Source organism: Thalassorhabdomicrobium marinisediminis (genome assembly GCF_003072065.1).
Lineage (GTDB): Bacteria > Pseudomonadota > Alphaproteobacteria > Rhodobacterales > Rhodobacteraceae > Octadecabacter > Octadecabacter marinisediminis.
This window is the reverse complement of sequence record NZ_QCYG01000002.1, coordinates 354260-378993: the sequence shown is the minus strand read 5'-3', so window position 1 is coordinate 378993 and position 24734 is coordinate 354260. Positions and strand designations below refer to the sequence as shown.

Genomic DNA, 24734 nt, shown 5'->3' with positions numbered 1-24734 from the left:
TTCCTCACGTGTACAAACAGTCGCGGATCAGGGTCAGACCGCGCTGCGTTTCTTCTTTTGGGGCGACCAGTGCCACCCGGATATAGCCTGCGCCGGGGTCGCCTGCGGGGTCCGGCCGGCTGAGATACGCACCGGGCAGCACCCGCACGCCGGTGTCCTGCCACAGCCGCAGGGCGGCCTGTTCGCCGTCCGCCACCGGAAGCCACAGGAAAAAGCCCGCGTCGGGCGAGCTGTAGCCCTCGACGCCGGCGAAAATCTCGTCCGCAAGGTCGAACTTCGCACGATAGAGGGCGCGATTCTCGACCACATGCGCCTCATCCGACCAGACCCGTTCGGCCACCCGTTGCAGGGGCATCGGAAGGGGTGCACCGGAATAGGCGCGCAACTGGCGCATCTCGGCCACGTTTTTCGGCCCACTGGCGACAAAGCCCGCCCGCAGCCCCGGCAGGTTCGAGCGTTTCGACAGGGAATGGAAAGCCACGACCCGCTCGGGGTCGCATCCGGTGTCGGCCACGGCTTCAAGCACGCCCATGGGCGGCGTGTCGCGGTAGATCTCGGAATAGCATTCATCCGCGAAGATCTTGAAATCGTATTTTTCGGCCAGCGCGATCAGATCGGCCCAATAGGTGCGGTCCGCGACAGACCCCTGCGGGTTCGCGGGGCTGCAGATATAGGCGATGGTGGTTCGCTTGAGCACGTCCTCGGGCAGGCTGGCGTAGTCGGGCAGATGGCCCGTGGCGGCGGTGGCGGGCACCAGCACCGGTTCGGCATTCACCGACAGGGCGGCGATCGCATAGACCTGATAGAAGGGGTTGGGCAGCAGGACCACCGGCTTTTGGCCGTACTTGGTCTCGGGCGACAGCGCCATGGCCGCGTTGTAAAGCCCTTCGCGGGTGCCGTTCAGCGCCATGATCCGATCCGGCGTCACATCAACGGCATAGCGGCGCGAAATCCAGCCGCAGATCGCGGCCAGAAGCTCGGGCGAGCCTTCGTTGGTGGGGTATCTGGCGAATTCGTCGACGGCACCTGCCAGAACCTCGCCGACGAAGGCGGGAAACGGGTGGCGCGGCTCACCGATTGTCATGTTGATCGGTTCGGCGCCCGGTTCATGGACGTCGAGTAGGGCGCGCAAGCGCGGCCACGCATAGGCCGGTAGGTTCGAAAACCGCTCGGGGTACGTCATCACTGCCTCAAGGTTGCGACCTCATTGCCGGGTCGCTTTCATTCAAAATAGCCCGACGGGGTCTGGGCTGTCCAGAAAAAGGACACGATGCCCGCCACCTGTGTGGCTTTTCGGCAAGGGACGGATTTTCGGCGGTTTTTTCCGTGAACCGAAACGCCCGACGGTCAGCGCAGGACCTGTTCAACCGCCGCGCCGATCCGCAAGGCGCGTTCCTCGGTTTGCGGCGGCGTGTTGACCAGCACCCCGACCGAAGGCACGCCCGTCGGCACCGCGAGCGAGGCCAGATCCATCAGGTTCCCCACCCGCGTGTTGCGCAGGCTGAGAAGGTTTTCCTGCACGTAATATGTGTCGTCGTCGATCAGGCGCTGCACCTTGGGGGGCAGATGCGCCGCACCCGGGCACAGCACCGCATCGAAGCCCGCGGTGGCCCGGCCGTAGGCCGCGCGAATCTGTTGCAGCTCGGCCCGGTGCGACAGGTATTCATGCGCCGGCACGTCCTTGCCGCCGCGCACCCGGGTCAGGATCTGGCGGAACATCTTCTCCGGCGCGGCCTCAACCAGATCGCGCCAGTTGGCATAGGCGTCGGCGGTATAGAGCGGCAGCGACATCTCGAAGGCGCGGGTGAGTTCGGGCACCTCCAAGGGCACGATCTTTGCCCCCGCGTTTGCGATTTTGTCGAGCGCCGTCGCGTAGCCATCGCGCACCGTCGCGTCCAGATCGTCGAGCACGATGGTTTGCAGGGCGGCGAACTGCATCCCTTGCAGCGACGCCCCCTGCAAATCTGGTGCAGTCCCGCCTTCAAGCGCCGCGAGCATCAGCGCCGCATCCTCGACCGAGCGGCACAGCGGCCCGACCGTGTCAAACGCCGTGCAGAGCGGCACTGACCCCTCCAGCGGCAGCCGCCCATGTGTGGTTTTCAGCCCCACGAGGTCGTTCCAGACCGAGGGCACGCGCACCGAGCCGCCGGTGTCGGACCCCACCGCCGCGGCCGCCAGCCCGAAAGCGACCGAGGCCGCCGCCCCCGACGACGACCCGCCCGCCACCGCTTGCGCGTCGTTCACGCAGGGCGGGGTCGCGGTGGTCGGGTTGTAGCCCAACCCGCTGAAGGCAATCTCGCTCATGTGGGTTTTGCCCAGACAGACCAGCCCCATGGCGGTCGCCACCCGCAACACCTCTGCGTCACGCTCTGGCACGCGGCCCGCGAGCAGCGCCGTGCCCGCCTCGGCGCCCACGCCCGCGGTATCGAACAGGTCTTTCCACGAGACCGGCACCCCATCGAGGGGCGAGCGTCGTTGCCCCGCCTTGGCGCGGGCGCTGGCAGCGCAGGCTTCCGCGCGGGCGCGGTCATGGGTCACGCGGGCATAGATGCGCGGCGTGAGCTCATGGGAGTCGATGGCGTTCAGATAAACCTCGCACAGGTCCACGGGATCGATCCTGCCCGCCGCGATTCCCCGCCCCAGATCCGCCGCCGTTTGCCAAAGCCAGTCTTGCATCGCCCTCTCCTTTTGCGGGGACGGTAGCGACCACGGGGCGCATGGACAATCCCGCGCGGCAGCCCATATTGCGCAGCATGACCCATGATACAGATATTGCCATCGTTGGTGGCGGGCTGAATGGCCCTGCTCTGGCCCTCGCCCTTGCCCGAATCGGCCTGCGGGTGACGGTGATCGACGCGCTTCCCGCGCCCACCCGCGCCCTGTCGGATTTCGACGGACGGTCTTATGCGCTGGCGCTTGCCTCGGTGCGGCTGCTGCGCGGCATCGGGGTGTGGGACGCGGTGGCCGAACACGCCCAGCCGATGCTCGAGATCAAGGTGACGGACGGGCGCGCGGGCGAAGGCGCGGCGCCGTGGATGCTGCACTTCGATCACGCCGAGATCGAAGAAGGGCCGATGGGTTACATGGTCGAGGATCGCCACCTGCGCCGGGCTCTGATGGCCGCGATGGACGCCGAAGCGTGGATTACCCAGCGGTCGGGCGAAAGGGTCGAGGCGCAGAGCGCAGGAAGCGTCACGCTGGCCTCGGGCGATACGATCAGCGCGGCGCTTGTGGTCGGCGCGGACGGACGCCAGAGCGGCACCGCCCAACGCGCGGGCATCACCCGCACCGGATGGGGCTACGGCCAAACCGCCATCGTCTGCGCGGTCGAACATGCCCTGCCTCACAACGGCATCGCGCATCAGTTCTTCATGCCCGCCGGCCCCTTGGCGATCCTGCCGATCACCGGCAACCGCTCCTCCATCGTCTGGGCCGAGACCGACGCCCGCGCGGCACAAATCATGGCGCTGGACGATGCCGAGTTCCTTGACGCGTTGCGCCCCGCCTTCGGCAGCTTTCTGGGGGAAATCAGCGTCACCGGAAAGCGCTTCAGCTACCCGCTGACGCTGACCATCGCCGACCGCTTCATCGCCGAACGCGTGGCGCTGGTGGGGGATGCGGCGCATGGGGTCCACCCCATCGCGGGACAGGGGCTGAACGCGGGCCTGCGCGACGTGGCGGCCCTGTTCGATGTGCTGCGCGACGCCAGACAACGGGGCGAGGATATCGGAAGCCCGGCGGTGCTGGCCCGTTACGAGCAATGGCGCCGCTTCGACACGACAACGCTGGCCATCGCCACGGACACCTTCAACAAGTTGTTCTCGAACGACAATCCGCTGCTGCGCGCGGTGCGGGATGTGGGCATGGGACTGGTCAACGCCGCCCCTGCCCTGCGCCGGTCCTTCATCCGTGAGGCCGCGGGCCTAACCGGGGACCTGCCCAGTCTGATGAAAGGCTAGTCGTCGCCCAGCACGCGGGCTTCGTCGATCAGCAGGACCGGAATGCCCGAGCGGATCGGAAAGGCAAGGCGCGCGGCGCTGCTGACCAACTCGTCTTTTTCGGCGTCGTAGCTCAACCGGCTTTGGGTCTGCGGACAGACCAGAGCTTCCAGCATTTTCGGGTCAAATTTCTTAACGGTGTTCATTGCAGCATTTGCGCATCATCGCCGCCGCCGTGCAACGCATATTCGATCAAGGTCACCAGCGTTTCGCGCCGCTCTTCCAGCGAGGGGGATTCGAGCAGCGCCTGCCGCTCTTCCGGCTCGAACGGGCAAAGCATCGACAGCGAATTGATCAAAAGCTCCGGCTCGGCCTCTCTCAGGCTGTCCCAATCGGTGCTGAGCCCGCGATCCTCGAAGAACCGCTCGAGCAGGGCCATCAGCCGCCCGCGGTCCAGCGCCGGATCGGTCTCATCCTCGCCAAGGTCCGCCACGAAGGTCGACCAATCGACGCGGCACCGGCGGTACGGCACAAAACCCTCAACCTCCTCGACGATCCGGAACCGCGACACGCCGGTGAGGGTGATCATGTAGCGGCCATCCTCGGTCTCGGACATGGCCGTGACACGCCCGGCGCAACCAATGGTATGCAGGCGATCTTCCCCGTTGGGTTGCACCATGCCGATCAACCGCGTGTCAGTTTTCAGCACATCCTCAACCATCGCGAGGTAGCGGGGCTCGAACAAATGCAGGGGCAAATGCGCGCGCGGCAACAGCAACGCGCCAGACAGCGGGAAGATCGGGATTACGTCAGGAAGGTCACGGTGCTTTGCCATCACCGGATAAGTAGTACGCGAAGCGGTTTAAGCAAATATCAATGACGACAACTTCCGCCGCCCGTCCAGTACCACCGGATCGTTGGGCTTAAGCGCGTCGAAGATCGTGAAAAGCTGAGCCTTGGCCGCGCCGTCATTCCAGTCGCGATCACGGCGGAACAGCTCAAGCAGTTGATCGACCGCACCGGCGCTGTCGCCGGACGCATGGAGCGCCACCGCATAGTCGAACCGCGCCTGATGGTCATTTTCGTCCGCCTCGACCTTGGCCTGCAACTCGGCCACGGGCCCGGCCCCGGCGGCTTGCTTGGCCAGCTCGACCGCAGCGCGGGCAGCTTCCAGCTCGGGCGCATCGGCAATCTCGGCGGGCGCACCGTTGAGCACGGCTTCCGCCTCCTCGACCTGATCAAGGCTCAGATAGCTGCGCACCAGCCCGCCATAGGCGGTGGCATTGGTGCCATCCTCGCCCAGAATGGCGGCGAAGGTTTCGGCCGCGTCGGCGGCAGCACCTTCGGCCAGCATTTCCTCGGCTGCGGCCACCGCATCGGCCAGACCGTTGTCGGGCGCGCCGGCAAGGTCCGCGATCTTGGTCACGAAGGCATCAACTTCGCTGGGCGGCAGCGCGCCCTGAAAGCCGTCAACCGGCTGGCCGTTGTGGAAGGCATAGACCGTGGGGATCGACTGGATCTGCAACTGGCCCGCAATCGCCTGGTTCTGGTCCACATCGACCTTGACCATCTTCACCCGGCCCCCGGCCTTTTTCACCGCCTCTTCCAGCGCTGGCCCCAATGTCTTGCAAGGCCCGCACCACGGCGCCCAGAAATCGACGATCACCGGCACCGATTGCGAGGCTTCGATCACATCCTGCATGAAGGTCGCTTCGGTCGTGTCCTTGATCAGGTCATCGGCTGCGGCTGGTTGTTGTCCACCAAGTTCAAGCATCGTCGTCTCCGGTTGTCGGCTGTGTTGTGGGTCTATATGGGGCCGCGATCGGGCGACGCCAAGGCCCCGCCGGCGGCTTCCGCGTTAAAGATCGAAGGTGGCAAGCACCGGCGCGTGGTCGCTGGGCTGTTCCCATCCGCGCACAGGGCGCAGGATGCGGCTGGAATGGGCGGCGTTGACGATGTCGGGCGTGGCCCAGACATGATCCAGCCGCCGCCCCTTGTCGGCCCCGTCCCAATCGGGCGAGCGGTAGCTCCACCAACTGTACAGATTGCCGTCGGGAATATGGGCGCGGGTCACGTCGACCCATTTGCCGCTGTCCTGGGTCTGGGCCAGCGCCTCGACTTCGATCGGCGTATGACTGACGACGCGCAGCAGTTTCTTGTGATCCCAGACGTCATCCTCACGCGGGGCGATGTTCAGATCCCCCACAAGGATCGCCTTTTCAGGGGCATTGGCGTGGAAATGGTCGCGCATCTCGGCCAGATAATCGAGCTTCTGGCCGAACTTCTCGTTGATCTCGCGGTTGGGCTTATCGCCGCCGGCGGGCACATAGAAGTTGTGGATCGTCACCCCGTTCTCGAGCCGTCCGGCGATGTGGCGGGCGTGGCCCAGCATGGCGAAATCCTCGGCCCCGGCCTCTTCGATGGGCAGCTTGGACAGGATCGCCACGCCGTTGTAGCCCTTCTGCCCGCGCGCGACCATGTGGTGATAGCCCAAGGCGCGAAACTGCTCGAGCGGGATCTTCTCCACCGGGCTTTTGCATTCCTGCAGGCACAGCACGTCCGGAGCCTCTTCGCGCATCAGCCGCGCCACCAGCCCTTCGCGCAGGCGCACCGAGTTGATATTCCAGGTCGCCAGGGTAAAGGACATGCTTGCACCTCTTGTGTCTTCGCTCCGCAATCCACCCCTTCTGTCAGAGGATCGGGGGCATTTGCAAACCGGATTCCGCCCCGTTCCTCTTTGCTTTGCAAATATCCCGGGGGACGTCCGCAGGACGGGGGGCAACGCCCCCAAGCTTCGCCCGTCCCACACGCCGCGCAACACCTCACAGCACAAAAAAACCCCGGCCGAAGCCGGGGCAAGTCCAACAGGGAGGTGGTGATGAAACCCCATCACCAAGGGATCGATAATTCCGTCAGGTCACGCGACCAACCGGTAACCGCCGCTTTCTGTAACAAGCAAACGCGCGTTGGACGGATCGGGTTCAATTTTTTGTCGCAAGCGGTAGATATGGGTCTCGAGCGTGTGGGTGGTCACACCGGCGTTGTAGCCCCAGACCTCGTGCAGCAAGACGTCGCGCGGCACGACGCCATCGGTCGCGCGGTAGAGGTATTTGAGGATGTTGGTTTCCTTCTCGGTCAGACGGATCTTCTTGTCATCCTCGGTCACCAGCAGCTTCTGGGCGGGCTGGAACGTATAGGGGCCAAGCGTGAAGACCGCGTCTTCGGATTGCTCATGGGTGCGCAACTGGGCGCGGATGCGCGCCAGCAACACGGGGAACTTGAACGGCTTGGTGACGTAGTCGTTCGCCCCCGCATCCAGCCCGAGGATCGTGTCGCTGTCGCCGTCATGGCCGGTCAGCATCACTATGGGACATTTCACGCCCTGCTTGCGCATCAGGCGGCACAATTCGCGTCCATCGGTGTCGGGCAGGCCCACGTCGAGGATCACCAGATCGTAAAGACCCTCTTTCGCCTTGGTCATCGCCTCGGCCCCGTTCCCGGCTTCGAAAACGTCGAAATCCTCGGTCATCAACAATTGTTCGCCCAGCGCCTCGCGCAGGTCCTCGTCATCGTCGACCAAAAGAATCTTCTTGAGCTGTGCCATGTGAGCCTATCCTCCTGTGGATCACAGATGTGTCGGCAGATGTGATCCGGCAAGATGCGGGGGGAAACTTTCACGCCGTCGTGTGGGGTGTCGGGGAAATGTTTCAATTTCTGACAGATAGGGGTATCGGGAACAGGTAATCCGAGGCCTTTTATGACATTCGCCCCAAACACCACCGAACGCATTGCCCGCGCCCGCGCCGATTTGCGCATGGGCGTGCCCGTTGTCATCACCGGCGGCGGGGCGGCGGCGCTGGTCTTTGCCGCCGAGACGTTGACGCCCGCGCGGCTGGACGAACTGCGCGGCACGGACGCCGTGATCGCGCTGACCGAACAACGCGCGGCGACGCTGAAAGTGGCCGCCTATGACGGTGACTTGGTGCGCCTGACCCTGCCGCAGGACGCCGATCTGGCCTGGGTGCAGGCGATGGCCGATCCGGCCGACGACCTGCGCCGCCCGATGAAGGGCCCTTTCACCGCCCAGCGCACCGGCACCCCCCTGCCCCACCGCGCGGGCATAGCCCTGACCAAAGCGGCGCGGCTTCTGCCCGCCTGCATCGTCGTTCCGGTCGCTGACGGGATCGCCACGGCCCGGCGTCACGATCTGACATTGCTCACGGCCGAGAGCGCGCTGGCGACGACGCTTTCGCCGCTGGACCCGGTGATTTCGGCCCGGCTGCCGCTGGACGTCTCGGACGCGGGGCGGCTGCATATCTTCCGCCCGGACGACGGCGCCGAAGAGCATTACGCGGTCGAGATTGGCACCCCGGATCGCGCGCAGCCCGTCCTTGCCCGTTTGCATTCAGCGTGTTTCACCGGCGATCTTCTGGGCAGCCTGAAATGCGATTGCGGACCGCAATTGCGCGGCGCACTGGCGCAGATGGGGGCCGAAGGCGCGGGCGTATTGCTCTACCTCAATCAAGAAGGGCGCGGCATCGGGCTGGCCAACAAGATGCGCGCCTATTCCCTGCAGGATCAGGGGTTTGACACGGTCGAGGCCAATCACCGGCTGGGCTTTGCGGACGATGAGCGGGATTTTCGCATCGGGGCGGAGCTTTTGCGCAAACTCGGATTCTCGCAGGTGCGGCTGCTGACCAACAACCCCGCGAAGGTCGCCAAGCTAGAAAGCTGCGGGCTGACGGTCACGGAACGGGTGCCCCTGAAGGTGGGCGAGAATCGCCACAACGCGGGCTACCTTGCGACAAAGGCCGCAAAGTCGGGCCACCTGCTCTAGCGCGCGAACCGCAACAGGATCGCGCCGATCAGCGTGAGGAAGGTCGAGCCCAGCTTGAAGACGTCGAGGCGTTCTTTCATAAAGACCACCCCGATGAAGAGCGCGAAGACAATCGAGGTTTCGCGCAAGGCGGTGACCAGAGCGATGGGCGCCTGCGTGAAGCCCCAGACCACCAGCACATAGGCGATGTAGGAGGCCAGCCCGCCGACGGTCAGCACAAAGCGCCCCTCGGGGGTGAACAGGCGCCGCAGGGTGCCGGGTTTGCGCAGACGCAGGAAGACCGCGAAGACCACCGCATTGCCGATGGCCGCCCAGCTGTAGAAGCCCACCGCCGTGCCCGCCGCGCGCGCACCCAAACCGTCGACCAGCGAATAGCCGGCGATGAAACAGCCGGTGATCGCCGCAACCAGCGCCGCCTTGGGATTGCGCGCCCCGCCCGAACCGCGCACCAGCCCCAGCGACAACAGCCCGGTGCCGATCAGCACCACCGCCAAGACCTCTGGCCAGCCCAGAACCACGTTTAAGAGCGTGACTGAAACCACGGCAACGATCAGCGGCGCGATGCCCCGCGCCACGGGATAGACCTGCGTGAGGTCGCCGAGCCGGTAGGCGTTGATCAGGAAAATCTGGTAGCCGAAGTGAAACACCAGCGAGCCCAGCAGATAGGGATAGGCCGCCGGATCGGGCGCGGGTGCGAGGAACAGGCCAAGCGCCGCGTAGGGCAGATGGCCGATGATCACCCCGGCCATGCTCAGGTGTTTGTCCGCAGCCCCCTTGGCCATAGCGTTCCACGACGCATGAAGCAGCGCCGCAAGCAGGGTGGTGAGGATGACGACCGTGGACATGGGCGGACGTTAGGCGGAAAGCGCGGACGACAACAGCCCCGAATGGGGCAGTGCCTCAGGCCTTGCCACCCTCCTTGAAGGGATCGTGCCCCCAGTTTTTCATCGAGTAGGCCCAGTCGGACCCCTCGGGCGCGTCGGGCACCTGAGCGCCGTGGCGCTTGATGTAGCCCACGACCGTCGCCATGTGGTCCCAGTCGTCGTCGGTCAGGTCGTCCTTGTTGGTGCGCTTGATCTCGATGATCCGCTTGCCGGACTTGCGCCCGGTGCTGTCGGCATCTCCGGTGTCCCCGACCGACTTGCTCTCGTCCGTTGCAAGCCAGTCCTCGATCTCCTTGGGCGCCATGTTCACAAGGTCGCGCCATTCGCACCAGATTTCTTCGCGGGATTTGTCGGACATGGGCGGCTCCTGTGTTTCGGGGTCAACCCGCGGCAGCGCTGGCAGGTTCCGCCTATTCGGTCTAGACCAGCCTCATGAGTGATCTGACCGTCTTTCCCACGCATCTGCAATTCATGCACCGTCGCGTTCCGCGGTCTGTCGGCAAGGGCGGGATCACCGACCACAAGGTCGAGGGCGACGGCGCGACGCCGCGCGGCACCCACCGGATCGTCGGCATGTTCTATCGCCCCGACCGCATCACGCCCCCCGCGCCTTGGGCGGTGCCCATCGGCCCGCGCGACCTGTGGTCCGATGCCTCCGGTCAGGCGGACTACAACCACCACGTCCGCGCGCCCTATCCCTACAGTCACGAAAAGCTGCGCCGGGCGGACCCGCTCTACGATCTGGTGCTGGTCACGGACTGGAATTGGCCCGACGCCGAAGCGGGCAAAGGCTCGGCGATTTTCATTCACCGCTGGCGCAAGCCCGGCCACCCGACCGAAGGCTGCATCGGGCTGCGCCCCGCCGATCTGCGCTGGATCGCCGAGCGGGTCACCCCGGCGTCGCGCCTGATCGTGCGTTAACCCGTCTGCGGGGCGCGCGCGCCAAAGATGGCCGATCCCACGCGCACATGGGTGGCCCCCAGCGCCACGGCACGCTCGAAATCGCCGGACATGCCCATGGACAGACCCGACAGACCGTTGCGCGCAGCGATCTTCGCCAGAAGCGCGAAATGCAACGAAGGCTCCTCCTCAACCGGCGGGATGCACATCAGGCCGCGCACGGGCAGGTCCATCGCCTGCGCCTCTTTGATGAAACCGTCCGCGTCGGCGGGCAGCACGCCGGCCTTTTGCGGCTCTTCGCCCGTGTTCACTTGAATGAACAGCTCGGGGCAGGTGCCCATCTCTTGCGCGAGCCGGGCGATGGTCTTGGCCAGTTTCGGCCGGTCGAGCGTATGGATCGCCTCAGCGAGCTCCATCGCCTGCCGCGCCTTGTTGGTCTGCAGCGGGCCGATGAGATGCAGCGCGATGTTGTCATAGCGCTCACGAAAAGCGGGCCATTTTCCGGCCGCTTCCTGCACCCGGTTCTCGCCAAAAATCCGGTGCCCCTGATCGAGAATCGCCTGCACGCGTGCGTTGGGTTGCACCTTGGAGACGGCGATCAACCGGGTTTCCCCGACCGTCCGTCCCGCCTTGCGCTCGGCCGCTTCGATCCGATCCTGTATCTCTTGCAGGGACATCCTAACCTCCTGACAGCGTTGCGGGTTTCCCCCGTGCGTCCCTCATAGAACGTTCCGGCCCCGCTGTCATCCCGCGTGCCGCCCGCGCCGGTGTGTGGCACGTCTGCATCATTCCCCACGGGGCTTTTTCAAACCGCGGCAAATACCTTGAGTGTGCAGGGGTTTGGGGCCAAAGACGTTGCCAATGCCACTTCAACTGGCATTCTCGAGAATGCAAACACGAGGAATTCAAACATGAAAAACATCCTTCTCTCTTCTGCTGCGATCGTCGCCTTCGCTGGCGCGGCTGCTGCAGAGTCCCACATGGGCGTGACCTTCTCCGGCACCGCCGAGCTGGGCTACAACACCGACGACAACCCGGGCTTTGTTGGCGACGACAACGAAGGCTTCTACTCCGACCTGGAAATCACCATCGGTCTGGCTGCTGAGCTGGACAACGGCCTGACGGCTGCTGCCTCCATCGATTTCGAAGACCTGGCAGACGGCACCGGCTTCGGTGACGCAGAATACGAACTGTCGCTGACCTCCGAAACCTCCGGTCTCTACTTCGGCGACACGCAGTTCGCTGCTGAGCGTATGTGGGTTGCTGCAGGCGACATGGAGCAGGACAGCTTCTCCGAAGCCGACGGCGAAGAAGTTCTGCGCGGCGAGCTGACCTACGGCATGGTCGAAGCACAGATGTCCTACGCTCTGACCAACAACGAAGGCACGCGCGTCACGGACGATCTGGATCAGCTGTCGCTGGGCGTCTCCGCTGACTTCGGCAACTTCAACGTGGTTGCTGCCTATCAGGAAGAGTCCGACGAAGCTGCTGGCTTCTATTCCGGTGGTGTGGCGCCACAGGGCGACAACGGCGACTTCAACCAGAGCGAAATCTTCGGTCTGTCTGTCGGCACAGCCTTCGCCGGTGCTGACGTTCGCCTTGCTTACGTCACCAACCAGACCACCGACGAGAACTCGACCGGTGTCAGCGTCACCTACCCCTTCGGTCCCGTCACCGGCACCGTGTACTATGTTGACGAGTCCAACGGCGACGCCAACTACGGTGTGACCCTTGCTTACGTCAACGGCCCAATCGCTGTTGAGCTGGACTACGACAACGACCAGGGCGTCAACAAGACCGGCCTCGAAGGCTCCTATGACGTTGGCAACGGCCTGACCGTCTACGCTGGCTACCTGACCCAGGACAGCACCGACGACCGTTACTACGTCGCAGGCACCTACGACCTCGGCTCCGGTGCTGAGCTGCTCGTCTCCTATGCTGACGACGACAGCAACGTCGACGAAGACGAGATCGGCGCCAACGAATACCAGCGCGGCACGACCGTTCAGGTGACCTTCGAGTTCTAATCGAACCTGAAGCGAGACTTTGGTGGGGCGGCTCCTTCGGGGCCGCCCTTTCCTTTTGGGGCTTTGAGTGGGGCGCGCGGCCCTTGTGACAGGCGCGGGGCTCCGCTACACCTTTGGGCAAGTAATTTCGGAAGGGACGCGCCCGTGACCAACCGCAGCAGACTTCTTCGTGCCGGGATCGCCGCCGGCCTTGCGCTGGCGCTTGGCGCATGTGGCGGGTCCAGCAGCCCCTTCGGGTCGCTGGGCAGCCTTGGCAGTCGCAACGCCGCCGAGCCGCAGACTGCCGCCCGTCTGGCGAACCCGTTCCTCTACAAGGCCGCGCTGGACGTGCTGGGCGTCCTGCCCGTGCAATCGGCGGACCCGGCCACCGGGCGCATCGTCACCGGCTATGGCACCCCACCCGGCGGCGCGCGTGCCTATCGCGCCACGGTGGTGATCGACAGCCCGATCCTTGACGCGCGGTCCCTGAACCTTGCGCTTTTCACGCGCAACGGCCCCGCCTCCGCACAGACCACCCGCGCCGTCGAAGATGCCATCCTTTCGCGCACCCGCCAGTTGCGCATTGCCGCCGCGGCGCGGTAGAACGCGCCAGACCCAAGATAGTCCAACGCCGGGTCCCGCACCCGGCGTTCCCGTTTTCAGGATAGACCATGCCCTACACCCCCTCCGAGATCGAAGCCAAATGGCAAGCCGCCTGGGACAAGGCCGGCACGTTCAAGGCCGTGCGCGACACCTCAAAGCCCAAATATTACGTGCTCGAGATGTTCCCCTACCCCTCGGGCCGCATCCACATCGGCCACGTGCGCAACTACACCATGGGCGACGTGATCGCGCGCTATAAGCTGAGCACCGGCCACAACGTGCTGCACCCCATGGGCTTTGATGCCTTCGGGATGCCGGCCGAGAACGCGGCGATGGCCTCGGGCGGGCACCCCAAGGACTGGACCTACAACAACATCGACGACATGGTCGCGCAGATGAAGCCGCTGGGGCTGGGCATCGACTGGTCGCGCATGTTCGCCACCTGTGATCCGGAATACTACGGCCAGCAGCAGGCGCTGTTCATCGACATGCTGGACGCGGGCCTGATCGACCGCAAGAACGCCACTGTGAATTGGGATCCGGTGGACATGACGGTTCTGGCCAACGAACAGGTGATCGACGGCAAGGGCTGGCGGTCGGGCGCCGAGGTTGAGCGCAAAGACCTGACGCAGTGGTTCTTCAAGATCTCCGACTACGCCGACGAGCTGCTCGAGGCGCTGGACGGGCTGGACGACTGGCCCGCCAAGGTGAAGCTGATGCAGGAGAACTGGATCGGCAAATCCCGCGGGCTGCAATTCGCGTTTTCACTGGTCGAAGGTGTGGGCTCTCACGACCGGATCGAGGTCTATACCACCCGCCCCGACACGCTTCTGGGCGCGTCCTTTGTCGGCATCTCGCCCGATCACCCCCTGGCCCGCGCGCTTGAGCAGGACAACCCCGAGCTTGCCGCCTTCAACGCTGAATGCCGCAAGGGCGGCACCACCGAAGAGGCGCTGGAGAAGGCCGAGAAGAAGGGCTTCGACACCGGGTTGCGCGTGCGCCATCCCTTTGACACGTCTTGGGAACTACCGGTCTATGTCGCCAACTTCATCCTGATGGACTACGGCACTGGCGCGATCTTCGGCGTGCCCGCCCACGACCAGCGCGACCTCGATTTCGCGCGGAAATACGACCTGCCGGTGATCTCGACCTATGCGCCCGCCACCGATGACGGCACCGCCATGCCCGAGGACGGCGGCGCGGCCTATGTGCCGCCGAAGACGGAAACCGTGATCTACGTGCGCGGCTTCGCCGGAGAGACCGAGCAGACCGGCGCGGCGGCCATCGATGCGGCCATCGACTTTTGCGAGGCGAACGGCGTCGGTCAGGGTGTCACCAAGTATCGCCTGCGCGACTGGGGGCTGAGCCGCCAGCGCTACTGGGGCGCGCCGATTCCGGTCGTCCATTGCGATGATTGCGGCGTGGTGCCCGAAAAGAAAGAAAACCTGCCCGTCGAGCTGCCCTACGACGTGAGCTTCGACATCCCCGGCAACCCGCTGGACCGCCACCCCACGTGGCGCAATACGCCCTGTCCGGCTTGCGGCAAGGGCGCGCTGCGTGAGACGGATACGATGGACACCTTCGTGGATTCTTCATGGTATTTCGCGCGCTTCACCTCGCCCCATGCGGACACGCCGACCGACCCCGAAGACGCGGCCTATTGGATGAATGTCGATCAGTATATCGGCGGCATCGAACACGCGATTCTGCACCTGCTCTATTCGCGCTTCTTCGCCCGCGCGATGCACAAGACCGGCCACCTGCCCGCCAGCGCCATCGAACCCTTCGACGCGCTGTTCACCCAAGGCATGGTGACCCACGCGATCTACAAGACCACCGGCACGGATGGCCGCCCCGTCTACCACTATCCTGAAGCGGTGGAGTTGCGCGACGGCGGCGGCTTCCTGAAGGACGGCACGCAGGTGGACATTGTGCCTTCGGCCAAGATGTCGAAATCCAAGAACAACGTGGTCGATCCGGTCGCCATCATCGAGCAATACGGCGCGGATACGGCCCGCTGGTTCGTGCTGTCCGACAGCCCGCCCGAACGGGACGTGGAATGGACGGCTTCGGGCGCGGAAGCGGCCTACAAGCACCTTGCCCGTGTCCACCGTATCGCCAGCGACATTGCAGCCGGCGACGTGGCCGCCAATGACGCAGACGAAGCCCTGCTGCGCGACATGCACAAGGCCATCGTCGATGTGACGAACGGCGTGGAAAGCTTCGGCTTCAACGCCGCGATTGCCAAGCTCTACGGCTTCACCGCGACGTTGGCCAAGTCGAAGGCCGGCAGCAGCGCCAAGCGCGAGGCGATGAAGACCTTGGCGCAGCTCATGTCGCCCATGACCCCGCATCTGGCCGAAGACATCTGGGCGATGCTCGGCGGCGAGGGCCTGATCGCCAATGCGCCCTGGCCCAAGGCGGATGACGCAATGCTGGTCGAGGACACCGTCACCCTGCCGATCCAGATCAACGGCAAACGCCGCTCAGAAATCGCCGTGCCGAAGGACATGCCCAAGGACGAGGTCGAGAAGCTGGCGCTTGCCGATGAGGCGGTGATCAAGGCGCTGGACGGGGGGGCACCGAAGAAGCTGATCGTCGTGCCCGGGCGGATCGTCAATGTCGTCATTTAACCGCCGCAGCCTCTTGTCGCTGCTGGCCACCCTTCCGGTGGCGGGCTGCGGCTTTGCGCCGGTCTATGGCGCGAGCGGCTCGATGCGCAGCTTGCGGGGGCGGATCGCCTACCGCGCGCCCGATACGCCCGAGGGGTTCCGCCTGCGCGCCCGGCTTGAGGATCGCTTGGGTCGCGTGGAACAGGGCGACTACCTGCTGACCGTGACGCTCGACATCGCGGAAGTGGCGGTTGTCATCTCCTCGGCGCAAGACACCAACCGGTTCAACTTGCCGGGCAAGGCCGCTTGGGTCTTGACGGAACCGGGCGCGGCTGAACCGCTCGCCTCGGGCGTGGCCGAGACCTTCACCGCCTATTCCGCCTTCGGCACCACGGTCGCCACGCAAGAGGCACAGGCCGATGCCCGCGACCGACTCGCCATCGCGTTGGCGGACCTGATCGTCACCGACATCATTCTTGCGACCGAAGGCTAGGCGATGAAGCTGTCCGCCCGCGACGCCGCCGCCTATTTCCGCAAGCCCGATCCCAAGGGCGCGGGCGTGTTGATCTATGGCGGCGATGCGATGCGGGTGGCCCTGCGGCGGCAGGATGTGATCAAGGCACTGGTCGGCCCGAATGGCGAGGATGAGATGCGCTTGACGCGGATTGCCGGTGCGGACCTACGTAAGGATCCGGCCATCCTTGGCGACGCGATCAAGGCGCAGGGGTTCTTTCCCGGCCCCCGGGTGGCCTTTGTCGAGGATGCGACCGAGGCGGTGGCCAAAGCGATCATCCCCGCGCTGGCGGATTGGGCAGAAGGGGACGCGCAGGTGGTGGTGACCGCCGGGCAGCTCAATGCCCGCTCGGCCCTGCGCAAGCTCTTCGAGGCGCACCCCTCGGCCTATGCCATCGGCATCTACGACGATCCGCCCAGCCGGGACGAGATCGAAGGCACCCTGCGCGACGCCGGTTTGACAGACATTGACCCCGAAGCGATGAACCTGATCACCGCCTACAGCCGCGAGATGGCGCCGGGGGACTTGCGGCAGACGATCGAGAAGCTGGGCCTCTATATGCTTGGGGCGGACGCCGCCGTCAGCGTGGCGGATGTTGAGGCTTGCGCGCCGCAATCGAATGAGGCCGCGCTCGACGATGTGTTGAACGTGGTGGCCGATCTGAAAGCGAACGAGATCGGGGCGATCCTCAGCCGGCTTTATGCGCAGGGCACCCAGCCGGTGGCCCTGTGCATCGCCGCCATGCGCCATTTCCGGCAGTTGCACACCGTGGCCTCGGACCCCGGCGGTCCGGCGGCGGGCATCGGGCGCGTGAAGCCGCCGGTTTTCGGCCCGCGCCGGGATCGCATGGTGCGTCAGGCGAGCAACTGGGGCCGAATCAATCTGGAAGAGGCGTTGGCCACGATCACGGAAACCGACCTGATGCTGCGCTCCGCCAACACCGCGCCCGAACGCGCTTTGGTCGAGCGGATGTTCATCCGTCTTGCTATGCTGGGACGCCGCCGGCCCTGAGGGCGGGGCACACCCGCCGCCCGTATCCATTCAAACCGTTGGTTCTGATCCGCAGCTTGTTACATTCTGCGACCCGCAAAAAAGAAAAAGGCAGGCCGAAGCCTGCCTTTCTCTATCGTCTGTGCGGTGGCGTCAGTCAGAACCGCCCGCACTTGCAGCAGCAATGATGATGAGACCCAGAGCAAAGGGCGCAATCTGACCAAAACCCAGCATGGCGCTTTGGTTTTTCTCGACCATCACGACGTCACCGGAGGCGGTGGTCACGTTGTCAGCAGCAGCAGCCGTAGACATGGTTGCGAGGGCGGCAGCAGCAATGAGGGATTTAAGTTTCATGGCACTTCTCCGTTAATACCAGTTAAAATTTCAGCTCGACGCAATCTTGGCACAAATGCGGCGTGAAACAAAGTCGAATAATTGGATTGGCACCGGTTCTGAGGAACCGTCAAAGTGGCCATGTAAAAAGGCGGACCGAAACCCACCTTTTCGCCAACACATGTGCCTGTGTCGGGTGCCGTCGCTTAGTCCGTGCCGCCAGCCGTGGCTGCGGCGACAAGGATCAGGCCGAAACCGAAGGGCAGCAGTTGCGCCACGCCGGAACCGATCACCTGGTTCTTTTCGATCATGACAACGTCGCCGGTGGCGGTTGTCACGTTTTCAGCGGCGGCAACGGTGGAAGCCGTGGCCAGCGCAGCGGCAGCGATGAGTGTCTTGAAGGTCATGTCATTCTCCGGTTCATGAATAAGGATCGTAGTGAAGTTGCAACCATAGGTTTAGCAGCAGCCCAAGACAATGAAGTTTCGTGATCAGAGCCGTTGGTAACCAAGATAGCCCGTTCCGTCGGAAATCCACTGTCGTGATTGCCAGATAACACCGTCTCGATCCCGCCAATAGCTATTCTTGAACCCGCCAGACGGGCTGGTGCAGGTTTCTTCGAATACATCGGTGTCGTAGGTCCTCTCGAAGATGGTGATCTGGTCTTCACCGGTTTTCACCGTCGTACAGGAGAAGTCGCGGCGGGTGATCTGATCAAGGCCGGTCATGAAATCCAGCGTGCGGCGATGCTGCCCGCCCCCGTTGAGCGAGGCCAGCGCGCCGCCCAGATCGGCACCCATCAGATCATCCCCGAAGCCACGGGTGCCCGCCAGAAGTCCGTTGCGGAAAATCAGCCCGAACCCCTCGGGCGTCACCCAGGTGACCGTGTCTGCGTTGCGGGCGGCAAACGGCACAAGGCCGGTCGTTTCGCGTGAGATGATGCTGACGCGGAGCAGTTCGGTCGGCTGGGCCTCGATGAAGGCGCGGGTCAGAGGTCCGGCCGATCCGCCCGCGTCAGGCACCGCGCCGGGGCGCAAGACGTCATACATGCCGCGCAGCATGTTCGCGGTCGGGTTCGTGCCTTGCAGCGGGCCGCAAGCCGTCAGCAGGGCCAATGCGCCTGCCGCGCAAATGCGCAAGATCCGTGTCATCGCCAGAACCGCCCCCATGTCTCGTCCAGTTGCATCTGGTGCCCGTCCTCGACCACGTCATAAAGGCGCCCCTCGACGTTCAGACGTGCGCCGCCATCCCGCGACAGTGAGGACAGGGTGGTGCCCGCGGTGTTGCGGTTCGGGGTGCCGGCCAGCCAGTCGGTGGGGATCTCGACGCGGATGCCCTTGTCGAAAGAGCCTTCGCCGAAATCGTCGAACGGCACGTCGGTCAGGGTGAAATAGGCGCCGACCTTCCAGCCATTCGCAAAGGTGCGGTCCAGACCGAAGGTCGCCCCGTAGTCGCCCGCCAGATAGCGGCCCACGTCGACCTGCGCCTCGAACCCGTTTGCGAATTCGTAGTAGGCCGAGACGTGACCGGTAACGATGTCGTAATCCTGAAAGCCGAAGCCAAGATCGTAGTCGCGCTTGGCGGCGTAGTTCACCTCAGCCCCGAGGGCGAGACGGCTTGCCACCGGTTTCCACAGCACCTCGGCCGAGACGCCGCCGAACATGCGCTCAAGATACCCGGCGGTGATCCGGGAATAGACGTTGCGGCCCGGACGCCCATACCAGGCCAGGGTCAGATCCTCGATCCCGTTGCCACTTTGCGCGCCGTAACGCAGGCTGTCGCGGCGCACGGGCGGCAAGCTCGAGGGTGCGATTGAGCCGACTTCATCGCGGTTGCCCAGCAGTCGCTGGCGGAATGCACCGGAGAGCATGATGTTCGGCTTGACCTCGTAGCGGAACGACGCCTCAAGCCCGGTATCGCCGCGGGCGGGGTTCTTGCCGTCAAACAGCGTCAGTTCGAAATAAGGGCTCAGACCCCATTGAAAGGCCGGCGTCGGGTCGTTCCAGTCCAGCGCCGGAGCAGGACCCGACGCATCGCCGATCCGGGCCCGGTCATAGGACAGGGCAGCGGCGTTGGGCTGATTCTCCAACCGCTCCATGTCGCTGCGCAAAAGGGTGATGGAGGACAGCGCGATGCCCTGCTGGGTCGGCTCGAGCACGAAGCGATCAACGTTCTGCGGCGCGACCTGCGTCAGGATCCGCGCCACCCGGCCCGCGCCCTGGGCTTCCGAGCGGAAGCGGGCGTTTTCATAGCGCACGCGCAGGGTGTTGCCGGTGACCTCGGCCCCCAGCAGGCGGAAGCCGTCGGTGGCCATGATCGTGCCCAGCGCATCCATGCTGGCCGCTTTCACCTGCGGATTGGTCCAGGTCGCGGCGGCGACGACGCTTTCGCCGCGCACGGCCACCGGCACCGGCGCGCGGCCCAGCCCGCTGGGCATGTCGCGGGTGCGCGGATTGGTGACGACGCTGGCCGAGATGCCGACCTCGGAGCCGTGCAGGTAATAGGCGCCAAGCTGGTAGCTGTCGCTTGGCCGCCAGGTCACGCCGACGTTTACCGGGGATTTCCGGTCGAACCCGATCAGGCGGCTTTCCCGCTCATAAGCGTCCGAGGAATATTCCGCCAACAGGGTCCATTCGTCATTCACCCGCCATTCCACGCCGCCGAACAGGGCCGCATCGCCGTGGAAGAACTGCCCGGCAAGGACCGTGCCGCCGGTGTCCACGCTGTCGTCGGGCCGGGTGTCGAGCCCGAAGGGGTTGGCAAAGCCGTTCACCGATCCGAGCCGCCCCCAACCGATCCCGCCGGTGACGCGCACATTGGGGCTGACGGTCTTGGTGGCGACAAAATATTCGCTGCTGTACCGGCCGGTGCCGATAAAGTCGCGCAGACCGACGGCGACGGCGGGCATATAGCGCCCCTCATCGGTGATCTGGTATTGCAGATCAAAGCTGCGATCGTAAGTGTCGATCAGCGAATAGCGGAAGCTTCCCGAAAGGCGCGGCAGAACCTGAAAGCTCAGCGTGCCGCGCCGCGTCTTGCCAAAGCCCGAAACGGTCGCCGCAATCTCGGCATCGGCGGGGGCGACGGCCGCGGGCATATCCACGATCCCCGGGGTTCCGAACAACGAATAGGTGGCCGGCCAGCCTTGGTCGGCCGCGCCCGGTGCAGCCCAGACCCCCGCGGCCAGCAGCGCCGCCATTCCGGAAAACATATCAATCCTGATCATGGAAACTGTCTGACATTGTAACCCGCGGCGCTGCAACCCTATTCTGGCCACCTGTGGACAATCGGCCAAAGGGTGTGCGAATCGCCATACACCTTTTGCGGAAAGGGCGGATGTGACGACGATCATACTGGGATCCACCGGGCGGCTGGGCGCTGTATTGGCGCGCTGTGCGCACAGCGACAACGCGGGCTGGCAAACGCAGGCGCGCGCGCCGGGGGCGGATATCCTTTGGTCGGGCCACATCGACCACGCCGGGGCGGACGAGGTATTCCGCGGCGGGGCGACGCTGATCAACATGATCGGCGACACAGGGTCGGATCAGCACGCGCTTATGGCCTGCAATGTCGCCTTTGTGGAAACCCTGCTTGAGCGGGCTGCCCGTGCCGGGGTCGCCCATGTCCTGCTGGCCTCTTCCGCTGCGGTCTATGGCGCAGGCAGCGCGCGCCCCTTTGAAGAGACCGACGCCATGCACCCGGAAACGCCCTACGCAGAAAGTAAGGCGGCGATGGAACGGGTGGCGGCGCGGTTCTGCATGGGCGCCTCCGGCCCCGCAGTCACGGTCGCACGGATCGGCAACGTCGCGGGGGCGGATGCGCTTCTTGCGGCCGCGCGGACCCATGGGCAGGCGGGGCGCAGGATGGCGCTGCACCGGTTCGGCGACGGCGCGGCCGCACGCTACCCCCGGCGTTCTTACATCGGGCCGCGCGATTTCTTCGCCTGCATCAAGGCCCTTGTGACGCGTCCGGCACAGGGCTTCCGGGTCGTCAACGTCACCCATCCGCAGCCTGTGTCCCTTGATGCGCTGCTGCGGGCCTACCGCACCCACCTAATCCCCGATCTGCAGTGGGAGGATGCGCCCGCCCCGGCGGGCATCCCACCCGAGGTGATCCTGTCCACCCAACGGCTCGCACAGTACATTACGTTGCCGGAACGCGCCGCACCGGCAGACGCGCTCGCGCGGCAGGTGGCCGAGGTGGAGATTTGATGAAACGACTGTTCGACATCACGCTGGCCGTGCTGCTTTTGTTGCTGACATGGCCGGTAATCCTTGTCATCGCGCTGGCCATCCTGCGGCGGGACGGGGCGCCGGTGTTCTATGTCGCGGAACGGATGAAGACACCGGAGCAGCCGTTCAACCTCATCAAGTTCCGCACCATGTCGAACACGCCTGAGGATGCGAACGCCGGGGTGACGGGCGGGGACAAGGCGAACCGCATCACACCCATCGGCCGCACGCTGCGACGCTTCCGGCTGGATGAGCTGCCGCAGCTGATCAACGTCTTGCGCGGCGACATGAGCTTTGTCGGACCCCGCCCGCCTTTGCGACAATACACCGAAGCCTTTCCCGAGCTCTATGGTCGCGTTCTGCGGTCCCGTCCCGGCGTGACCGGACTGGCCACCCTGCACTACCATCGCCACGAAGAACGCCTGATCGCCAGCGCCACCACGCCGCAGGAAACCGAAGCCATCTATGTGCGTCGCTGCGTGCCGCGCAAGGCCGCGCTGGACCTGATCTATCAACGCCATGCCTCGGTCTGTTTCGACATCCGCATCCTGTGGCAGACGCTTGCGAAGGTGGCCGGCAAGTGAGACACGAACACCAGCGTCACCAATAAAGGACAGCCCATGCCCAAGGCCCTTGTCACCGGATCCGCCGGCTTCATCGGATACCATCTGAGCAAGCTGCTGCTTGATGAGGGGTTCGAGGTCACGGGCTTCGACGCGATGACCGATTATTACGACGTGCGACTGAAAGAGCGGCGGCAGGCGAACCTGCTGCAATCGGCCAAATTCCGGGCGGTGAACGACCGGCTTGAGGCGGACGGCGTGCTGATGGATCTGGTCGCGCAGGAGCGGCCCGATTACGTCATCCACCTCGCCGGGCAGGCGGGGGTGCGCTATTCTATCGACGAACCCCGTTCCTACGTCGACGCCAACATCATCGGCACGTTCAACCTTCTCGATGCGGTGCGGGCGACGCCGGTGAAACACCTGCTGCTCGCCTCGACCTCGTCGGCCTATGGCGCGAACACGCAGATGCCCTACGCCGAGACCGACAAGGCCGACACGCAGATGTCGTTCTATGCGGCCACCAAGAAGGCGAACGAGGTGATGGCCCATTCCTATGCCCACCTCTACGACATTCCCACGACGCTGTTCCGGTTCTTCACCGTTTACGGCCCCTGGGGTCGCCCCGACATGGCGCTGTTCAAGTTCACCAAGGCGGTGCTGAACGGTGAGCCCATCGACGTCTATAACCACGGCGATATGAAACGCGATTTCACCTATGTCGAGGACCTCGTGCGCGGCATTCACCTGCTGCTCGACGCGGTGCCGGAGCGGCTGGACACGGTGCCCGAGGGCGACAGCCTGTCCCCCGTCGCGCCGCACCGGATCGTCAATATCGGCAACGGGGAGCCGGTGCAGCTCATGGCGTTCATCGACGCCATCGAAAAGGCGCTGGGGCAGCCGGCAACGAAGAATTTCATGCCGATGCAGCCCGGCGATGTGCCCGCCACTTGGGCGGATGGGACCTTGCTCCGGACGCTGACCGGATATGCGCCGACCACCGATGTGGAGACCGGCGTGAAGGCCTTTGTTGATTGGTATCGGGATTACTACGACGTCTGAGCCTGCAGTTGCCGCAGCGCGCCTTCGCCTGCAACGCGCCCCGTGGCCAGACAGCCGGTGATCAGATAGCCGCCCGTCGGTGCGTCCCAGTTCAGCATCTCCCCCGCGCAGAACACACCGGGGCGCGCGCGCAGCATCAGATCGTCGGTCAGCGCCGCGAACCGCACCCCGCCCGAGGTCGAAATCGCCTCATCCATGGGGCGCGGGGTGAGCGGCGGGAAGGGCAGCGCCTTGATCAGACGTGCCAGCGGCAGGTCCGAGCCCCGGCCCAGCTCATTCACCAATGCGCGTTTGACCGGATCAAGCCGCAGGGCCTTGCGCAACCGGTTGGACAGGCTTTGCTTGGGGCTCGCAGCGGCCAGCTTTGCCTCGACCTGCGCTTCGGTCAGGTCGGGCAAAAGGTCCAGAACCAGCGGCGCCCCGTCGCGCAGGGCAGCCGAGATCATGTAGATGCCGCCGCCTTCGATCCCCCGGTGCGAGACGACAAATTCCCCTTGCGAGGCCGCCGCCCCGGCCGTGAGCCTGCAGCCTTTGACCGCCGCGCCGAAATGCGGCGTCATGTGTGGCGACCACGGCACGGCAAACCCCATGTTCACCGGCTGGAACGGCGCGACCTGATCCAGCAGAAGACCCGCCCAGCGGCCATCGGACCCCAGCCGCGCCCAGCTTGCCCCGCCGCAGGCGAGCACGGTGACGCAGGGGGTGAGCGTGGCCCCGCCCTCAGGCGTCTCGAAGTGCCGGGCGTCGCCGTCCCAGCCAGTCCAACGCCAGCGGGTGCGCACTTCGACCCCTTGCGCCGCCAGCTTGCGCCCCCAGGCCCGCAACAGGGGCGAGGCTTTCATCACGGTCGGAAACACCCGCCCGGTGGAGCCTGTGAACACCGGCTGGCCCAGCGCCTCGGCCCAGTCCGAGACCTCTTGCGGGCCGAACTGCGCCAGCGCGTCGGCCAGATGCGGCGCGTCTGACCCGAAGGCGGCGTGGAAATCCGCCATGGGTTCGGCTTTGGTGAGGTTCAGCCCGGATTTGCCCGCCATCAGGAACTTGCGGCCCACGGTGGGCATCACCTCGGCCAGCACGACTGAATGCCCCGCCGCCGAAAGCACATCCGCCGCCATCAGCCCCGCCGGGCCACCCCCGATGACCAGCGCTTCGGTCATGGGCGCACCGCAGCGCGGGACGTGGGCGAGGCCGTATCGTCGGGAATATCGGGAATAAAGGTCGGTCGGTGGTTCATCGGGTTTCTCTACACCACGCGAGCCA

General features: G+C 65.0%; 26 protein-coding genes. 11 read left to right on the top strand and 15 right to left on the bottom strand.

Annotated features, from left to right (window positions below; translation table 11 throughout):
* Window positions 1-4 precede the first annotated feature (4 nt).
* Together DC363_RS04205 and DC363_RS04200 are read right to left on the bottom strand one after the other, a co-directional pair.
* Entirely contained in the window at window positions 5-1183 is a 1179-nt protein-coding gene (locus DC363_RS04205; protein ID WP_108639875.1) for an aminotransferase class I/II-fold pyridoxal phosphate-dependent enzyme, read from the bottom strand.
* A 164-nt stretch (window positions 1184-1347) separates the two neighbouring features.
* Entirely contained in the window at window positions 1348-2676 is a 1329-nt protein-coding gene (locus tag DC363_RS04200) for an amidase (RefSeq protein WP_108639874.1), read from the bottom strand.
* Between the two features lie 41 nt (window positions 2677-2717).
* Between DC363_RS04200 and DC363_RS04195 the strand changes: the two genes are divergently transcribed.
* On the top strand, window positions 2718-3959 hold the full coding sequence (locus tag DC363_RS04195; protein WP_108639873.1) for a UbiH/UbiF/VisC/COQ6 family ubiquinone biosynthesis hydroxylase: 1242 nt from the start codon (window positions 2718-2720) through the stop codon (window positions 3957-3959).
* On the opposite strand, the gene DC363_RS04190 is transcribed toward DC363_RS04195, so the two are convergent.
* The 5 genes from DC363_RS04190 to DC363_RS04170 form a co-directional block, all read right to left on the bottom strand.
* Complete coding sequence (locus DC363_RS04190; RefSeq protein ID WP_108639872.1) at window positions 3956-4144, bottom strand: Trm112 family protein; 189 nt, start codon at window positions 4142-4144, stop codon at window positions 3956-3958. The two genes, DC363_RS04195 and DC363_RS04190, sit on opposite strands and share 4 nt — an antisense overlap.
* On the bottom strand, window positions 4141-4773 hold the full coding sequence (locus DC363_RS04185; RefSeq protein WP_108639871.1) for an LON peptidase substrate-binding domain-containing protein: 633 nt from the start codon (window positions 4771-4773) through the stop codon (window positions 4141-4143). Before DC363_RS04185 ends, DC363_RS04190 begins: the two co-directional genes overlap by 4 nt.
* A gap of 27 nt (window positions 4774-4800) precedes the next feature.
* Window positions 4801-5712 (bottom strand): thioredoxin, encoded by a 912-nt coding sequence (gene trxA, locus DC363_RS04180; protein WP_108639870.1) that lies wholly within the window; start codon window positions 5710-5712, stop codon window positions 4801-4803.
* An 84-nt stretch (window positions 5713-5796) separates the two neighbouring features.
* Entirely contained in the window at window positions 5797-6585 is a 789-nt protein-coding gene (locus tag DC363_RS04175; RefSeq protein ID WP_108639869.1) for an exodeoxyribonuclease III, read from the bottom strand.
* A gap of 270 nt (window positions 6586-6855) precedes the next feature.
* Window positions 6856-7542: a response regulator transcription factor gene (locus tag DC363_RS04170; protein ID WP_108639868.1), complete on the bottom strand. Its 687-nt coding sequence runs from the start codon at window positions 7540-7542 to the stop codon at window positions 6856-6858.
* Window positions 7543-7695: 153 nt separating this feature from the next.
* Here DC363_RS04170 and ribA point away from each other — a divergent pair, with 153 nt between their 5' ends.
* Window positions 7696-8775, top strand: coding sequence for a GTP cyclohydrolase II (gene ribA, locus DC363_RS04165; RefSeq protein ID WP_108639867.1), 1080 nt, complete (start codon window positions 7696-7698; stop codon window positions 8773-8775).
* On the opposite strand, the gene DC363_RS04160 is transcribed toward ribA, so the two are convergent.
* Both DC363_RS04160 and DC363_RS04155 read right to left on the bottom strand, forming a co-directional pair.
* Complete coding sequence (locus DC363_RS04160) at window positions 8772-9620, bottom strand: DMT family transporter (RefSeq protein WP_108639866.1); 849 nt, start codon at window positions 9618-9620, stop codon at window positions 8772-8774. The genes ribA and DC363_RS04160 overlap by 4 nt on opposite strands.
* A gap of 55 nt (window positions 9621-9675) precedes the next feature.
* Window positions 9676-10017: a DUF3140 domain-containing protein gene (locus DC363_RS04155; RefSeq protein ID WP_108639865.1), complete on the bottom strand. Its 342-nt coding sequence runs from the start codon at window positions 10015-10017 to the stop codon at window positions 9676-9678.
* Between the two features lie 74 nt (window positions 10018-10091).
* Between DC363_RS04155 and DC363_RS04150 the strand changes: the two genes are divergently transcribed.
* A complete protein-coding gene (locus DC363_RS04150) occupies window positions 10092-10580 on the top strand; it encodes a L,D-transpeptidase family protein (RefSeq protein ID WP_108639864.1) in 489 nt (162 codons plus the stop codon).
* Here DC363_RS04150 and DC363_RS04145 read toward each other — a convergent pair.
* A complete protein-coding gene (locus DC363_RS04145; RefSeq protein ID WP_108639863.1) occupies window positions 10577-11236 on the bottom strand; it encodes a YggS family pyridoxal phosphate-dependent enzyme in 660 nt (219 codons plus the stop codon). The two genes, DC363_RS04150 and DC363_RS04145, sit on opposite strands and share 4 nt — an antisense overlap.
* 234 nt (window positions 11237-11470) lie before the next feature.
* On the opposite strand from DC363_RS04145, the gene DC363_RS04140 reads away from it, so the two are divergent.
* The 5 genes from DC363_RS04140 to holA all read left to right on the top strand — a co-directional run bounded on the left by DC363_RS04140 (window position 11471) and on the right by holA (window position 17305).
* Window positions 11471-12586, top strand: coding sequence for a porin (locus DC363_RS04140; RefSeq protein WP_108639862.1), 1116 nt, complete (start codon window positions 11471-11473; stop codon window positions 12584-12586).
* A gap of 144 nt (window positions 12587-12730) precedes the next feature.
* A complete protein-coding gene (locus tag DC363_RS04135; RefSeq protein ID WP_108639861.1) occupies window positions 12731-13168 on the top strand; it encodes a DUF3576 domain-containing protein in 438 nt (145 codons plus the stop codon).
* Between the two features lie 68 nt (window positions 13169-13236).
* Window positions 13237-15801: a leucine--tRNA ligase gene (gene leuS, locus DC363_RS04130; protein ID WP_108639860.1), complete on the top strand. Its 2565-nt coding sequence runs from the start codon at window positions 13237-13239 to the stop codon at window positions 15799-15801.
* Complete coding sequence (lptE, locus tag DC363_RS04125) at window positions 15788-16273, top strand: LPS assembly lipoprotein LptE (RefSeq protein WP_108639859.1); 486 nt, start codon at window positions 15788-15790, stop codon at window positions 16271-16273. Before leuS ends, lptE begins: the two co-directional genes overlap by 14 nt.
* Before the next feature lie 3 nt (window positions 16274-16276).
* The gene (gene holA / locus DC363_RS04120; protein ID WP_108639858.1) at window positions 16277-17305 is read left to right on the top strand and encodes a DNA polymerase III subunit delta; all 1029 of its coding nucleotides are present in this window, start codon (window positions 16277-16279) and stop codon (window positions 17303-17305) included.
* Window positions 17306-17437: 132 nt separating this feature from the next.
* On the opposite strand, the gene DC363_RS04115 is transcribed toward holA, so the two are convergent.
* The 4 genes from DC363_RS04115 to DC363_RS04100 form a co-directional block, all read right to left on the bottom strand.
* Window positions 17438-17638: a hypothetical protein gene (locus tag DC363_RS04115; RefSeq protein WP_108639857.1), complete on the bottom strand. Its 201-nt coding sequence runs from the start codon at window positions 17636-17638 to the stop codon at window positions 17438-17440.
* A gap of 185 nt (window positions 17639-17823) precedes the next feature.
* Window positions 17824-18024, bottom strand: coding sequence for a hypothetical protein (locus DC363_RS04110; protein ID WP_108639856.1), 201 nt, complete (start codon window positions 18022-18024; stop codon window positions 17824-17826).
* Between the two features lie 84 nt (window positions 18025-18108).
* On the bottom strand, window positions 18109-18768 hold the full coding sequence (locus DC363_RS04105; protein ID WP_158270829.1) for a YjbF family lipoprotein: 660 nt from the start codon (window positions 18766-18768) through the stop codon (window positions 18109-18111).
* On the bottom strand, window positions 18765-20843 hold the full coding sequence (locus tag DC363_RS04100; RefSeq protein ID WP_241962919.1) for a YjbH domain-containing protein: 2079 nt from the start codon (window positions 20841-20843) through the stop codon (window positions 18765-18767). The genes DC363_RS04105 and DC363_RS04100 overlap by 4 nt, the downstream gene beginning before the upstream one ends.
* Before the next feature lie 112 nt (window positions 20844-20955).
* On the opposite strand from DC363_RS04100, the gene DC363_RS04095 reads away from it, so the two are divergent.
* The 3 genes from DC363_RS04095 to DC363_RS04085 are packed head-to-tail and all read left to right on the top strand — an operon-like array spanning window position 20956 to window position 23474.
* Window positions 20956-21828, top strand: a complete 873-nt coding sequence (locus tag DC363_RS04095; protein ID WP_241962918.1) for an NAD-dependent epimerase/dehydratase family protein — start codon at window positions 20956-20958, stop codon at window positions 21826-21828.
* Entirely contained in the window at window positions 21828-22433 is a 606-nt protein-coding gene (locus DC363_RS04090; RefSeq protein ID WP_108639853.1) for a sugar transferase, read from the top strand. Before DC363_RS04095 ends, DC363_RS04090 begins: the two co-directional genes overlap by 1 nt.
* Window positions 22434-22469: 36 nt before the next feature.
* Window positions 22470-23474, top strand: a complete 1005-nt coding sequence (locus tag DC363_RS04085) for an NAD-dependent epimerase/dehydratase family protein (RefSeq protein WP_108639852.1) — start codon at window positions 22470-22472, stop codon at window positions 23472-23474.
* On the opposite strand, the gene DC363_RS04080 is transcribed toward DC363_RS04085, so the two are convergent.
* Window positions 23462-24631 (bottom strand): TIGR03862 family flavoprotein, encoded by a 1170-nt coding sequence (locus tag DC363_RS04080; RefSeq protein WP_108639851.1) that lies wholly within the window; start codon window positions 24629-24631, stop codon window positions 23462-23464. The genes DC363_RS04085 and DC363_RS04080 overlap by 13 nt on opposite strands.
* Window positions 24632-24734: the final 103 nt, after the last annotated feature.